Source organism: Streptomyces bambusae (genome assembly GCF_019400985.1).
Classification (GTDB): domain Bacteria; phylum Actinomycetota; class Actinomycetes; order Streptomycetales; family Streptomycetaceae; genus Streptomyces; species Streptomyces bambusae_A.
The window spans coordinates 1-15,622 of record NZ_WTFF01000173.1 but is presented as its reverse complement, the minus strand read 5'-3'; the positions used below and the strand labels follow the sequence as shown (position 1 = coordinate 15,622).

General features: G+C 74.2%; 4 protein-coding genes. 3 read left to right on the top strand and 1 reads right to left on the bottom strand.

The window, feature by feature from the left end:
* On the top strand, positions 1–577 hold a 577-nt coding region (locus GPJ59_RS22405; protein ID WP_258024754.1), incomplete at its 5' end, for a phosphopantetheine-binding protein.
* 81 nt (positions 578–658) lie between these two features.
* Here GPJ59_RS22405 and GPJ59_RS22400 read toward each other — a convergent pair.
* The gene (locus GPJ59_RS22400; protein ID WP_219669070.1) at positions 659–1,879 is read right to left on the bottom strand and encodes a cytochrome P450 family protein; all 1,221 of its coding nucleotides are present in this window, start codon (positions 1,877–1,879) and stop codon (positions 659–661) included.
* A 230-nt stretch (positions 1,880–2,109) separates the two neighbouring features.
* On the opposite strand from GPJ59_RS22400, the gene GPJ59_RS22395 reads away from it, so the two are divergent.
* Together GPJ59_RS22395 and GPJ59_RS22390 are read left to right on the top strand one after the other, a co-directional pair.
* Positions 2,110–13,863, top strand: coding sequence for a type I polyketide synthase (locus tag GPJ59_RS22395; protein ID WP_219669069.1), 11,754 nt, complete (start codon positions 2,110–2,112; stop codon positions 13,861–13,863).
* A 56-nt stretch (positions 13,864–13,919) separates the two neighbouring features.
* Positions 13,920–15,622: type I polyketide synthase (locus GPJ59_RS22390; protein WP_219669060.1), on the top strand; the 1,703-nt coding region annotated here is incomplete at its 3' end.

The following is a 15,622-nucleotide window of genomic DNA, read 5'->3' as shown; positions in this document are numbered from 1 at the left end:
GCCCCAGGCCGCCGCCGAGGCCGGGCGGGACGCGGCCGCGGCGCCCCAGGAGTCCCTCGCCCGGCAGCTCGCCGGCCTCCCGGCGTACGAGCGCACCCGGGCCCTGTCCGACCTGGTCCGCGCGCACACCGCGGCCGCGCTCGGTCTCGCCGGGCCAGAGGCGGTCGAAGCCGGCCGGGGTTTCCTGGACATGGGACTGGACTCGCTCACCGCCGTCCAGTTGCGCAACCGCCTCGGTACGGCCACCGGCCTGCGGCTGCCCACCACCCTCGTCTTCGACCACCCGACCCCGGCGGCGCTGGCCGCCCACCTGGACGGGCTGCTGACCGAGGACGAGGTCCCGCCGCCGGTCCTCGGGGAGCTGGACCACCTGGAGACCACCCTGCGGACCCTCGCCGGGGACGGGGCGGCGGAGGTCCTCCGGGCCGACGTGCGCACCCGGCTCCAGGGGCTGCTGGCACTGCTCGACCCGGCACCCGCCGGCGCGGCCCCGGGCACGCCCGCGGACGCCGCGGGTCTCGACTCGGCCTCCGCCGACGAGATCTTCGACTTCATCCGCGCCGAATTCGGCAGGTGACGTGAAGCGGTAGAAAAGGGGCCGGCCGCGAGTGGTACATCCCACTCGCGGCCGGCCCCTTTTCCGTACGCCCTTACGGTCCTATTCCGCAGCCGCGGCCGACAGCCGGACCGGCAGCCGCTCCAGGCCCTGCATCATGAAACTCTTGCGCCACCGCAGCTCCGCGTCCGGGACGGCCAGGGAGAGGTCCGGGAAACGCGTCAGGAGGCCGCGCAGCGCGATTTCCATCTCCGCCCGGGCCAGCGGCGCGCCCACGCAGTAGTGGATGCCGTGCCCGAACCCCAGGTGCCCGTTGGTGGAGCGCTTGACGTCCAGCTGGTGCGGGCAGACGAACTTCGCCTCGTCGCGGTTGGCCGAGCCGAGCAGCACCGAGACGTACTCGCCCGCCTCGACGCGCACCCCGCCCAGGTCCAGCGGCTCCGTGGCGAACCGCAGGGTCGCCCGGTTGCCCGGACCCTCGTAGCGCAGGAACTCCTCGTTGGCGGCGGGGATCAGGCTCGGGTCCGCCCGCAGCTCGGCGAGCTGCTCGGGGTGGGCCAGGAGCGCCCGCAGCCCGTGGCCGATCATGTTGACCGTCGTCTCGTAGCCGGCGACGACCAGCAGGAACACCGTGGAGACCAGCTCGATGTCGGAGAGCCGGTCCTCCTCGTCGCGGGCCGTGACCAGCGCGCTGATCAGGTCCTCGCCCGGCGCGGCCCGCTTCTCGTGGATCATCCGGCCGATGTGCTCGCCGAACCGCGCCATGTTCGCGCCGGCGTTCTCGTTGTCGTCGGACATGATGGCGGCCGTCAGGTCCACCAGCACCGGCAGGTGCTCGTCCGTGATGCCCAGCAGTTCCCCGAGCACCCGGACCGGGAACACCGCGGTGTAGTGCTCCACCAGGTCGACCGTCCCGTCGGCGGAGTCGGCCGCCGCCTTCTCGACGGCGTCGAGGAGCTCCGCGCTGATCTCCTCGATCCGCGGCCGCAGCCGCTCCACGGCCTTCGCGGTCAGCGCCTTGTTGACCAGCTTGCGCAGCCGGGTGTGGCCCGGCGGGTCCATGTTGAGCATGTGCCGGCCCACCGAGCTGTGCTCCAGGCGGGGCGTGCCTCCGGCGCTCATCTCGCGGTCGAAGTAGCCCAGCCGCACCGAGGTGTCGATGTCCTTCGACAGCGCGGGATGGGTCATCGCCACCCGCGCCGCCTCGTGGCTGACGACGGCCCACACCCGCAGCCCGCTCGGCAGCAGCATCCGGTGCACCGGCCCGGCGGCCCGCAGGGCGCTGAAGGCCGGATAGGGGTTGCTCAGGAACTCTTCGTCCATTATCGGAAGGGTCGCAGCGGTCACGAATATCTCCTCGAATTGAATGACTGGGGTTCTTTCAGGGGGGATAGGGGTGGCTGGTCCACCCGCCCGAATGCGAAGTTGATCTCGCCAGATGGTGCTGAATACTATCGGCGATCGAGCGGGGGAGCTCGGTAAAACGAATAACAATTCCCCGCGTCCTGCGGCCGGTTGGGCCGACTCAATCAATTCGTCTCGGATTCGGGGGCATGCACATGGGGGAGCTCGGCATTCGTACGGGCCTCGTCCGGCCGGTATCGGAGCTCCTTCGGGAACACGCCACGGCGCGCGCTGCCCGTACGGCGTTCTCCGACGACCGGCGCACCGTCGACTACGGGCAGCTGGAGGCGCGGACCGGCCGGCTCGCCGGCCACCTGGCCGCCCTTGCTGCCGCCCGGGGCGCCCGGATGGTCGTCCACCTGCCCAACCGGGTCGAGACGGTCGAGGCCTGCCTCGCCGCCACCCGCGCCGCACTGGTGGCCGTCCCCGTCGATCCGTACGCCGGTGACGCCGAACTCCGCCACGTCCTCGCCGACTCCGAGGCCGCCGTGGTCGTCACCGACACCCAGCGGCTCGCCCGGATCCGCGGCCTGGTCGGGCCGGGCACGGCGGTCCGTTTCGTGGTCGTCGGGGACGAGGATCCGGGCGCCGGGGCCTGCGGTCACGATCACGGGGACAGGGCCTCCGGCCACCACCGCAGCGCCGGGGCCTCCGGTCACACCTCGACCGAACCCGACGTCCTGGACTTCGCCCGGCTGTGCGCGACCGAACCGCCCGCCCCCGCACCGGACGACCTCGGCCTCGACGAGGTCGCGTGGATGCTCTACACCTCCGGGACCACCGGCGCGCCCAAGGGCGTGCTGTCCACCCAGCGCGCCGGTCTGTGGTCCGTCGCGGCCGGCTACCCGGCCGTCCTCGGCATCACCGAGGACGACCGGATGCTGTGGCCGCTGCCCCTGCACCACAGCTTCGCCTTCAACCTCTGCGTCCTCGGCGTGACCGCCACCGGAGCCTCGGCCACGATCACCGCCGACTTCACCCCCGGCGAGGTCCTGGCCCGGCTGCGCTCCACCCCGTACACGCTCATGGCCGCCGTGCCGACGCTCTGCCACCACCTGCTGGACGCGGCGCAGGCCGACGAAGGCGCCCTGCGCGGGCTGCGCGCCTTCCTCGTGGCGGGAGCGGTGACCGGCCCGGCCCTCGGGGACCGCTTCCGGGAAGCCTTCGGCGTCCCGCTGATCGACAGCTACGGCAGCACTGAGACCACCGGCGTCATCACCTGCAACCCCCTCGACGGCCCCCGCCGGCCCGGCTCCTGCGGCCTGCCCGTACCGGGCCTGCGGCTGCGCGTGGTCGACCCCGCCACGCACCGGGAGGTGCCCGCCGGCACCGAAGGCGAGATCCGGGTCGACAGCCCCAGCCTGATGCTCGGCTACCACCACGCGCCCGAGGCGACCGAGGACGCCTTCCACGACGGCTGGTACCGCACCGGGGACCTCGGCCGCCTCGACGCCGACGGCTACCTGACGATCACGGGGCGGCTGAAGGAACTCATCGTCCGAGGCGGCGAGAACATCCACCCCGCCGAGATCGAGGACCTCGTCCGCCAGGACCCCGCCGTCGCCGATGCCGCGGTGGTGGCCCGGCCGCACGCCGTGCTCGGCGAGGTGCCGGTCCTCCACGTCGTGCCCCGGGACGGCCTGAGCCTCATCCCCGCCGACATCCTGGCCCGCTGCCGGGACCGGCTCGCCTACTACAAGGTTCCCGCCGCCGTGCACCGCACCACCCATGTCCCGCGGACCGCGTCGGGCAAGGCGGTACGCCGGCTGGTCGGCGCGGGTTCGGATACGGGTACGGGTATGGATACGGGTGCTGGCGGCCCGGGCGCGGGCAGTGACGCGCCGTCGGTGTCGCGGCTCGTCGCGGGGGGTGCCACCCACCACCCGGGCACCGAGCGGGTCCTTCCCGAACCCGGGCCTGTCCCCGCCTCCCTCCCCGCCGACGACACCAGCGTGCTGGCCGGGGCCGGTGTCCTGCTCGTCGCCGACCCTGGCGATCCCCGTACCGGCCACCTGGTCCGGCACCTGACCGCCGCACACGGCTGCGCCGAGGTCGTCCCCGTCGACTGCGACCCCGCGGCCGCCGACGCGCCGGACGTGATCGCGGCAGCCCTGTCCGGGCGCGACACCCACGCGGTGGTCCTGCTGTCCGCCAGCGACACGGGGGCTGGTGGCCCCGGAACCGGTAGCGACACCGGCCGCACCGCTGCCGAGGCGGACGCCTTCGCCCACGCCGCGGCCCGCCTGCGCGCGGCCGGGCGTACCGCCGTCGCGCTGACCGCCGACCCGGCCATCAGCCCCCGGGCCCTCGCGGAGGGTCTCGACACGGCCCTGCTCGAAGGCGAAACCGCGGTCCGAGTACGGGACTTCGGCGACGAGGTCACCGTGCGGGGTGCCGGCGCGGCCTCCGCCGCCGACACCGCCACCGAGGACCCCGAGCTGACCCGGCGACTGACCCAGGAGCTGCGCGCCCTGGCCGAGCCCGCCCGCAGGGCCCGCCTGCTGCGCCTGGTCACGGATGCCGTCGCCGAGGTCCGCGGCGCCGTCCGGGCCGCAGGGACGGACGCATCGGCAGGGGCCGCCGCATCTGCCGGGACGGTCGCATCCGCGGGGGCCGCCGCAGCCGCAGGGGCGGTCGCATCCGCCGACCCCCAGGCCGCCGTCCGGCAGTTGGGCTTCGACTCCCTGGCCTCGGTGGAACTCGGCCTCCGGCTCGGTCGCGCCACCGGTCTGCGGCTGCCCGCCTCGCTGGCCTTCGACCACCCCAGCCCCGAGCTGCTCGCCCGCTTCCTGTACGCCGAACTCCTGGGCGAGGCCTACGAGATCGCGGCCGCGACGCCCGCGGCCGACGACTCCGACCCGGTCGTCCTGGTCGGCGTGGCCTGCCGCTACCCCGGCGGTGTCGGCTCCGCCGAGGACCTGTGGACGCTGCTCGCCGACGGCACCGACGCCATCGGCGACTTCCCCGCCGACCGCGGCTGGGACCTGACCGGGCTCTTCGACGCCGACCCCGACACGCCCGGCACCACGTACGCCGCCGCCGGCGGATTCCTCGCCGGGGCCGCCGACTTCGACCCTGCCTTCTTCGGCATCTCCCCGCGCGAGGCGCTCGCCATGGACCCCCAGCAGCGGCTGCTGCTGGAGACCTCGTGGGAGCTGTTCGAGCAGGCCGGTATCGACCCGCACACACTGCGCGGCACCCGTACCGGCGTCTTCGCCGGGCAGATGTACCACGACTACGCGCCCCGACTCGCCGGCGAGAGCGGCCTGGAGGGCTACCTCAGCACCGGTCTGGCCGGCAGCGTGCTCTCCGGGCGGCTGTCCTACTTCTACGGTTTCGAGGGCCCGGCGCTCACCGTCGACACCGCCTGCTCGTCCTCCCTGGTCGCCCTCCATCTGGCCGCGGAGTCCCTGCGGCGCGGTGAGTGCGCCATGGCCCTGGCCGGCGGTGTGGCGGTGATGTCCACGCCGACCTCGTTCGTCGACTTCAGCCGGCAGCGGGGACTGGCGCCGGACGGGCGGTGCAAGCCGTTCGCGGCCGCCGCCGACGGCACGTCCTGGTCCGAGGGCGTCGGCCTGGTCCTGCTGGAGCGGCTGTCGGACGCGCGCCGTCACGGCCACCGCATACTCGCCGTGCTCAAGGGCTCCGCCGTCAACCAGGACGGCGCCTCCAACGGCCTCTCCGCGCCCAACGGCCCCTCCCAGCAGCGCGTGATCCGCCAGGCCCTCGCCCATGCCGGGCTGGCGGCCGGTGACGTGGACGCCGTGGAGGCGCACGGCACCGGTACCACCCTCGGCGACCCCATCGAGGCCCAGGCGCTGCTCGCGACGTACGGCCGGAACCGCCCGGCGGACCGTCCCCTGTGGCTCGGCTCCCTGAAGTCCAACCTCGGTCACACCCAAGCCGCTTCCGGCATAGGCGGTGTGATCAAGATGGTGATGGCGATGCGGCACGAGGTGCTGCCGCGGACCCTGCACGTGGACGAGCCGTCGCCGCACGTGGACTGGTCGGCGGGTGAGGTCCGGCTGCTGACGGACGAGGTGGCGTGGCCGCGGACGGCGCAGCCGAGGCGTGCGGCGGTGTCGTCGTTCGGCATCAGCGGTACGAACGCACACGTGATCCTCGAAGAGGCCCCGCAGGCCGGACCGGCGGAGGCCGGGCCGGTCCGTGACGGCGTCACCCCCGCCCCCGCTCTTCCGGTGTGGGTGCTGTCGGGACGGGACGCGGACGCGGTGCGTGGGCAGGCGGCGCGGTTGTCGGAGCGGGTCGGCCGTGACCCTGGTCTGTCGGTGGGGGACGTGGCGTTCTCGCTGGCGACGACGAGGGCGGCGCTGGGCCGTCGTGCGGTGGTGGTGGCCGAGGACCGTGAGGGTCTGCTGGCCGGTCTGGGTGCGCTGGCCGAGGGGCGGGCGTGTGCGGGCGTGGTCGAGGGGTCCGTCTCGGGCGGTCGGCTGGCGTTCCTGTTCTCGGGTCAGGGGGCGCAGCGGCCGGGGATGGGGCGGGAGTTGTACGCGTCCCAGCCGGTGTTCGCGGCCGCCTTCGACGAGGTGTGCGGGCAGTTCGAGCTGCCGCTGAAGGAGGTCGTCTTCGGGGGTGGGGAGGAGGTTCACCGGACGGAGGTGACGCAGCCGGCGTTGTTCGCGGTCGAGGTGGCGTTGTTCCGGCTGGCCGAACACTTCGGTCTGCGGCCGGACTTCGTGGCGGGTCATTCGATCGGTGAGATCGCTGCCGCGCATGTGGCGGGTGTGCTGTCGCTGGCTGATGCGTGTCGTCTGGTGGAGGCGCGTGGCCGTCTGATGGGCGAGCTGCCCCAGGGTGGCGCCATGGTGTCGGTGCAGGCTTCCGAGGACGAGGTCCGCGAGCTGCTGTCCGAGGGCACGGACATCGCCGCGGTCAACGGCCCGCAGTCGGTGGTGGTTTCGGGTGTCGAGGACGCCGTTCTGGCGGTGGCGCAGACCCTCGCTGCTCGCGGTCGTAAGACCAAGCGGCTGACCGTCTCGCACGCCTTCCACTCCCCGCTGACGGAGCCGATGCTCGACGCGTTCCGACAGGTCGCCGAGCAGCTCGCCTACCAGGCCCCGGTCGTTCCCGTCGTGTCGAACGTCTCGGGCCGGATCGCCTCGGCCGAGGAGCTGTGCTCGCCCGAGTACTGGGTGCGGCACGTGCGCGACGCGGTGCGGTTCGCGGACGGCATCGCGGCCCTGGAGGCCGAAGGGGTGCGGAACTTCATGGAGTTGGGCCCCGACGCGGTCCTGACGGCCATGGCCCGGCAGTGTGTGACCGAGGACGTCGTCGACGCCTGCGCCTTCGTCCCCGTCCTCCGCCGCGGCCGCCCCGAGGCGCCGTCGGCGTCGACCGCCTTCGCCGTGGCCTGGACCCGCGGACTGCCCGTGGCCTGGGACACCGTCCTGTCCGGCCACCGGGTCGAGCTGCCCACGTACGCCTTCCAGCACGAGCGCTACTGGCCCGCCGCGCCCATGGCAGGCGGTGCCGGCCACCGGGCCGAGGCGGCCGACCTGCTCTACCAGGCCGTCTGGGAGCCCCTGGCCGACGCCGAGCCCGCCGGGCCGCTCGGCACCTGGCTGGTCGTGACCGATGCCGGGAGCGCCGACGAGGAACTCCTCACCGGCCTCGCCGCGCACGGCGCCCGGCTCGTCCGCCTGGAGCTGACCGACGCCGACCGTGAGCGCACCGCTCTGGCCGCCCGCCTGACCGCCCTCACCGACGCCGACACCGATGCGGACGCCGACGCCGATGGCGATGATGCGGTCGGCGACGGGAGCCGCACCGCACCCGTCGGTGTCCTGTCCCTGCTCGACGGGGTGCACGCCCCCGCCACCACCCTCGCCCTGGTCCAGGCGCTCGGCGACACCGGCACCACGGCCCCGCTGTGGGTGGCCACCCGCGGTGCCGTCCGCGTCGACGAGCACGACGACGTGCCCGTCAGCCCGCTCCAGGCCCAGCTGTGGGGCCTGGGCCGGGTCGCCGCGCTGGAGGTGCCGGCCGGCTGGGGAGGCCTCGTCGACCTGCCCGCCCGTACGGACGACCGGACGGTACGGCACCTGTGCGCCCTGCTCTCCGGCGCGACCGGCGAGGACGAGGTCGCCCTGCGCGCCACCGGCGCCCACGTCCGGCGGCTGGCCCGCGCCACGTGGCCGGCTCCCGCCCGGAGCTGGACCCCGCACGGCACCGTGCTCGTCACCGGCGGCACCGGCGCCCTCGGCAGCCACGCCGCCCGGCACCTCGCCGAGGCCGGTGCCGACCGGCTGCTCCTGGTCAGCCGACGCGGCGCGGACGCCCCCGGCGCCGCCGAGCTCGCCGCCGAACTGACCTCACTCGGCACCGAGGTCACCCTCGCCGCCTGCGACGTCGCCGACGAGGACGCACTCGCCGGCCTGCTCGCCGCGGTCCCCGCCGACCAGCCGCTGACCGCCGTCGTGCACACCGCCGGCGTGCTCGACGACGGGGTGCTCGGCGCCCTCACCCCGCAGCAGCTCAGCACCGTCCTGGCCGCCAAGGCGGACGCCGCGCTGACCCTGCACCGGCTGACCCGTGACCTCCCGCTGGAGGCCTTCGTCCTGTACTCCTCGCTCGCCGGCGTCGTCGGCGCCGCGGGGCAGGCCAACTACGCCATGGCAAACGCCGCCCTCGACGCACTGGCCGAGCTGCGGCGCCAGCAGGGCCTGCCCGCCACCGCCGTCGCCTGGGGTGCCTGGGAGGGCGAGGGCATGGCCGCCGCCGACCCCGTCGTCCGCGAGCGCATGCGGCGTACCGGCTTCCGGCCCATGCGGGCCGACGTGGCCCTCCAGGTCCTGGACGGGGCCGTGGGCCACGGCGAGACCGCACTGCTCGCCGCGGACATCGACTGGGACCGGTACGTGCGGGCCGCCGGGCCGGCCGCCGAACGGCCCCTGCTGCGCACCCTCACCGGCCCGGCCGCGCCGCCCCGGCCGTCCGGCTTCGCCGCGACGCTCGCCGGCCGCACCCCGGAGGAGCAGCAGGCGGACCTCGTCGCGCTCGTCCGCGGCCATGCCGCCGAACTGCTGATGCACCGCTCACCCGACGCCGTCGACCCGCACCGGTCGTTCCGCCGGCTGGGCTTCGACTCCCTGGCCTCCGTCGAACTGGGCGTCCGCCTCGGCGCGGCGACCGGCCTGCGCCTGCCGGCCTCCCTGGCCTTCGACTACCCCAACCCCGTCGCGCTCGCCGAGTACCTGCGCGGCGAGCTGGTCGGTACGGACGCCTCCGCGGCCGTGACCGGACCCGTCGCGGACGCCTCGGACCCGGTCGTGGTGGTCGGCGTGGCCTGCCGCTTCCCCGGTGGGGTCGGCTCCGCCGACGACCTGTGGGACCTGGTCGCCGCCGGCGGGGACGCCGTCGGGCCCTTCCCCGAGGACCGCGGCTGGGACCTGGCCGGGCTCTACGACGCCGACCCGGCCACGCCCGGGACGACGTACGCGACCCAGGGCGGGTTCCTGCGGGGCGCGGCCGAGTTCGACGCCGACTTCTTCGGGATCTCGCCGCGCGAGGCCCTCGCCATGGACCCGCAGCAGCGGCTGCTGCTGGAGACCTCCTGGAAGCTGTTCGAGGAGGCGGGCATCGACCCGGACGCGCTGCGCGGCAGCCGTACGGGCGTGTTCGTCGGCTCGAACGGCCAGGACTACACGGCGCTGGTCGCCCGCTCCGCCGAGAACCTGGAGGGCTACCTCGGCACCGGTGGCGCCAGCAGCGTCGCCTCCGGCCGCATCGCGTACAGCTTCGGCTTCGAGGGTCCGGCGCTCACCGTCGACACGGCGTGCTCCTCGTCGCTGGTGGCCCTGCACCTGGCGGCGGAGGCGCTGCGGCGCGGCGAGTGCGACCTGGCGCTGACCGGCGGCGTGACGCTGATGTCGACGCCCGACGCCTTCGTGGACTTCAGCCGGCAGCGCGGGCTGTCACCGGACGGCCGGTGCCGGGCGTTCGCCGCGGCCGCCGACGGCACGGGCTGGTCGGAAGGCGTCGGCATGCTGCTCGTCGAGCGGCTGTCGGACGCGCGCCGCCGCGGCCACCGGGTGCTCGCCGTGCTCAAGGGCTCCGCCGTCAACCAGGACGGCGCCTCCAACGGCCTGTCCGCGCCCAACGGCCCTTCGCAGCAGCGGGTGATCCGCCAGGCCCTGGCGAACGCCGGGCTGACGGCCGGGGACGTCGACGTGGTCGAGGCGCACGGCACGGGAACCCCGCTGGGCGACCCGATCGAGGCCCAGGCGCTGCTCACGGCGTACGGCCAGGACCGGCCGGCGGACCGGCCGCTGTGGCTGGGGTCGGTCAAGTCGAACATCGGTCACACGCAGGCCGCCGCGGGAGTGGCCGGTGTGATCAAGATGGTGATGGCGATGCGGCACGAGGTGCTGCCGCGGACCCTGCATGTGGACGAGCCGTCGCCGCACGTGGACTGGTCGGCGGGTGAGGTCCGGCTGCTGACGGACGAGGTGGCGTGGCCGCGGACGGCGCAGCCGAGGCGTGCGGCGGTCTCGTCGTTCGGCATCAGCGGTACGAACGCACACGTGATCCTCGAAGAGGCCCCGCAGGCCGGACCGGCGGAGGCCGGACCGGCGGAGGCCGGGCCGGTCCGTGACGGCGTCACCCCCGCCCCCGCTCTTCCGGTGTGGGTGCTGTCGGGACGGGACGCGGACGCGGTGCACGCCCAGGCGGCACACCTGCGCGAACGCCTCGTCTCCCACCCGGCCGCGGACGACCTCGCCGACGTGGGCCGCACCCTGGCGGTCGGCCGCAAGGCCTTCGCCTGGCGGGCCGCGGTGGTCGCGGCGGACCACGCCGGTGCGGCGGCCGCACTGGAGTCCGTGACACCGCAGGCGCCGGCGCCCGGCCGGACGGCGTTCCTGTTCTCGGGTCAGGGGGCGCAGCGGCCGGGGATGGGGCGGGAGTTGTACGCGTCCCAGCCGGTGTTCGCGGCCGCCTTCGACGAGGTGTGCGGGCAGTTCGAGCTGCCGCTGAAGGAGGTCGTCTTCGGGGGTGGGGAGGAGGTTCACCGTACGGAGGTGACGCAGCCGGCGTTGTTCGCGGTCGAGGTGGCGTTGTTCCGGCTGGCCGAACACTTCGGTGTGCGGCCGGACTTCGTGGCGGGTCATTCGATCGGTGAGATCGCTGCGGCGCATGTGGCGGGTGTGCTGTCGCTGGCTGATGCGTGTCGTCTGGTGGAGGCGCGTGGCCGTCTGATGGGTGGGCTGCCCGAGGGCGGGGCGATGGTGTCGGTGCAGGCCGCGGAGGACGAGGTCCGGGCGCTGTTGATCGACGGGACGGACATCGCGGCGGTCAACGGGCCGCGGGCGGTGGTGGTTTCGGGTGTCGAGGACGCGGTGCTGGTGGTGGCCGGGAAGCTGGTGGACGAGGGCCGTAAGACCAAGCGGCTGACGGTCTCGCACGCCTTCCATTCGCCTTTGATGGAGCCGATGTTGGAGGCGTTCCGGCGGGTCGCCGAGGAGTTGACGTACCACGCTCCGGCGGTCCCGGTGGTGTCGAACGTGACGGGGCGGATCGCTTCGGCGCAAGAGCTGTGCTCGGCCGGGTACTGGGTGCGGCATGTGCGTGACGCGGTGCGGTTCGCGGACGGGATCGCGGCTCTGGAGGCCGAAGGGGTGCGGACCTTCGTGGAGTTGGGGCCAGACGCGGTCCTGACCGCCATGGCCCAGCACTGTGTTGCCGACGCGGAGGGCACTGCCTTCCTGCCCCTCCTGCGCCGGGACCGCGCCGAGGCGCTCTCTCTCCTCGGCGCCCTGGCTCGCGTCCACGCCCGCGGCCTCGCCGTGGACCTGGACGCCCTCTATCCGGGGACCGGTTCGTCGGCTCCCGTCGACCTGCCCACGTACGCCTTCCAGCACGAGCGGTTCTGGCCGCGCGTCGCCGAGGCGCCCGAGCGGCCGGCCTGGCTCGGTACCCGCGACGGTGCCCGCGCCCTCGACGACCTGCTCTACGAGGCGTCCTGGGTCGGGGTCGACTCCGGTGCGTCTGGGGTTACCGGTGGGTCGGGTGGGGTGTCGGGTCGCTGGGTTGTGGTGTCGGCTGGGACAGGTGCGATCTCCGGGTTGGGTGCTGAGGTTGTGGGTGTGTTGGCTGGTGGTGGGGTTGATGTGGTGGAGGTGTGTGGTGGTTCGCGGGCCGAGCTGAGTGAGGTGTTGGGGGGTGTCGGTCCGGTCGATGGTGTGGTGTCTGTGTTGGGGGTGTCGGGGGTTTTGTCTCTGGTGCAGGCGTTGGGTGATGCGGGTGTGTCGGCGCCGTTGTGGTGTGTGACGCGGGGCGCGGTGTCGGTCGGCAGCGGGCCGGGTGGGGGTGTGCCGGATCCGGATGTGGCTCGTGTGTGGGGTCTGGGCCGGGTGGCTGCGTTGGAGTGTGCGCAGCGTTGGGGTGGTCTGGTGGATGTGCCGGGTCCGGTGGACGAGCGGTTCCTGGGTGTGTTGGGGGGTGTCGAGGACCAGGTCGCGATTCGTGAGGGGGGTGTGTTCGGGCGCCGTCTGAAGCGTCTTCCGCTCGCATCGGCCGCCGCCTCGACCACCGATGCCGCGCCGGCCTTTGTGGGTTCTGGTTCGGCGGTGTTGGTGACGGGTGGTACGGGTGCGTTGGGTGCTCGTGTTGCGCGGTGGTTGGTGGGTTGTGGGGTGTCGCGGTTGGTGTTGAGCAGTCGTCGGGGGTTGGAGGCGCCTGGGGCGGTGGAGTTGGTGGCCGAGTTGGGTGCTGTGGGTGTGGATGTGCGGGTGGTGGCGTGTGATGTGGCGGATCGGGGTGCGGTGGAGGGGTTGTTGTCCGCGTATCCGGTGGGGGCTGTGTTTCATGCGGCGGGTGTGTTGGACGACGGTGTGCTCGATGGCATGACGGGGGAGCGGCTGGCTGCGGTGTCGGGTCCGAAGGCTGAGGGTGCTCGGTATTTGGACGAGGTGTCGCGTGAGTTGGGTCTTGAGTTGTCGGCGTTCGTGTTGTTCTCGTCGTTCGCGGGTGTGGTGGGTGGTGCCGGTCAGGGCAACTACGCGGCGGCGAACGCCTATCTGGACGCGCTCGCGGAGCGCCGCCGGGCCGACGGTCTGCCCGCCACCTCCATCGCCTGGGGAGCCTGGGGAGAGACCGGCCTCGCCGCCGAGTCCGACGTCGTCGCCGCCCGCATGCGGCGCGGCGGACTGACCCCCATGGACCCCGACCTCGCCGTCGCCGCGCTCGGCCGGGCCCTGGACCGGGACGAGACCTCGGTCGTCGTCGCCGCCGTCGACTGGCCGCGTTTTGCCCCGTCCTTCCTCTCCGCCCGGCCCAGCCCGCTGCTGGCCGACCTGCCCGACGTACGCGACGTCCTGGCCGCCCGCCCGGACGACCCGGCACCCGCCGGCACCTCGCTGCGCGACACCCTGCTCGCGCTGCCCGCCGAGGCCCGTGACCGGGCCGTCCTCGACCTCGTCCGGACCCACGTCGCCGCCGTCCTGGGCCACGGCTCGCCACAGGAGGTCGTCGACACCCGCGCCTTCCGCGAGACCGGCTTCGACTCCCTGACCGCGGTCGAACTGCGCAACCGGCTCGGGACGGCCACCGGCCTGCCCCTGTCTGCCACGGTCGTCTTCGACCACCCCACTCCCGCCGCCCTCGCCGCCCACCTCCACACCGAGCTGTGCGGGGACGACGGCAGCGGCGGCCCCGCCGTCACGGCGGAGTTCGCCCGCTTCGAGAGCGCCCTGGCCGGAACCCCGGCCGGCACCTCCGACCACACCAGGATCATGCTGCGGCTCCAGGCGCTCGTGGCCGAGTGGCAGGACGGCGCCACCGCCGACCGCTCCGACCGCTCCGACCGTACGGCCGCCGAGGAGTACGACACGGCGACCGACGACGAGCTGTTCGACCTGCTCGGCGAGAAGTTCGGCATCTCGTGAACCTCCCGCCCGCCCCCGCCGGCCCTGCCCGCCCCCCTGCCAGAGAGAACGTTCAGGTGTCCAACGAAGACAGACTCCGCCATTTCCTCAAGCGCGTCTCGGCCGAACTGGAGCAGACGCGCGACCGCCTCCAGGAGACCGAGGCCCGGGACACCGAGCCGATCGCCCTCGTGGCGATGACCTGCCGCTTCCCCGGCGGAGGGCAGACGCCCGAGGAGTTCTGGCGGCTGCTGGTCTCCGGGGGCGACGCCCTGACGGGCTTCCCCACCGACCGCGGCTGGGACCTCGGCGAACTGCTCTCCGACCGGACGGACGGGTCCGGCTCCTCGCACGCCCGCGAGGCCGGATTCCTCGCCGGGGCCGGCGACTTCGACGCGGGATTCTTCGGCATCTCACCCCGCGAGGCCCTGGCCATGGACCCGCAGCAGCGGCTGCTGCTGGAAACGTCATGGGAGGCATTCGAACGGGCCGCCATCGCGCCCGACTCCCTGCGCGGCAGCCGTACCGGCGTGTTCATCGGTACCAACGGCCAGGACTACACCCCGGTCGCCGTCCACTCCGCCGACGACCTCGCCGGCCACATCATGACCGGCAACGCCGCCAGCGTCCTGTCCGGCCGGCTCTCGTACGTGTACGGGCTCGAAGGGCCCGCCGTCACCGTCGACACCGCCTGCTCCGCCTCCCTCGTCGCCCTCCACCTGGCCGTCCAGGCGCTGCGCCGCGGCGAGTGCGAGCTCGCGCTCGCCGGCGGGGCGACAGTGATGTCCACCCCCACCCTCTTCACCGAGTTCTCCCGCCAGGGCGGCCTGGCCCGCGACGGCCGCTGCAAGGCGTTCGCGGCGGCCGCCGACGGCACCGGCTGGGGCGAGGGCGCCGGGATGCTGCTGCTGGAGCGGCTCTCCGAGGCCCGCAGGCACGGCCACCCCGTCCTCGCCGTCATCCGCGGCACGGCCGTCAACCAGGACGGCGCCTCGAACGGCCTCACCGCCCCCAACGGCCCCTCCCAGCGGCGCGTCATCGAACAGGCGCTGGCCAACGCCCGGCTGACCACGGCCGACGTCGACGCCGTCGAGGCGCACGGCACCGGCACGACGCTCGGCGACCCGATCGAGGCCCAGGCACTCATCGCCACGTACGGCCAGGACCGCTCCGCGGACCGGCCGCTGTGGCTCGGCTCGGTGAAGTCGAACATCGGCCACACGCAGGCCGCGGCGGGTGTGGCGGGTGTGATCAAGATGGCCCTGGCGCTCCAGCACGGCGTGCTGCCGCGCACCCTGCACGTGGACGAGCCGACCCCGCAGGTCGACTGGTCGGCGGGCACGGTCCGCCTGCTCACCGAGAACACCGACTGGACGACGGCCGGCGACCGGCCCCGCCGCGCAGGGGTCTCCGCTTTCGGCATCAGCGGCACGAACGCCCACGTGATCCTCGAACAGGCCGTCGGGGCCCAGGCGGTGGCCGGGACCTCGGCCGCGGCTGCGGCTGAGGCCGAGGCGGCGGCCGGGGCGACGGCAGTGGCCGGGACGACGGCGGGGGCCGGGACGGTTGCCGGAGCGACGGCCGGAGCTGCGACTGAGACGGTGGCCGAGGCGACGGCGGGATCCGGGACCTTGGCCGGAGCCAGGACGGTGGCCGGGGCTGCGGCTGAGGCCGTGGCCGAGACGGCCGCCGAGGCAGTGGCCGCGGCGACGGCAGTGGCCGGAGCGACGGCCGGGGCCAGGACGGTGGCCGGGGCTGTGGCCGGGACCCCGGCCGGGGC

Coding starts and splice junctions, on each gene's coding strand:
- GPJ59_RS22400 (WP_219669070.1), bottom strand. CDS start 1,879: ATGGACGAAGAGTTCCTGAGCAACCCCTATCCGGCCTTCAGCGCCCTG.
- GPJ59_RS22395 (WP_219669069.1), top strand. CDS start 2,110: ATGCACATGGGGGAGCTCGGCATTCGTACGGGCCTCGTCCGGCCGGTA.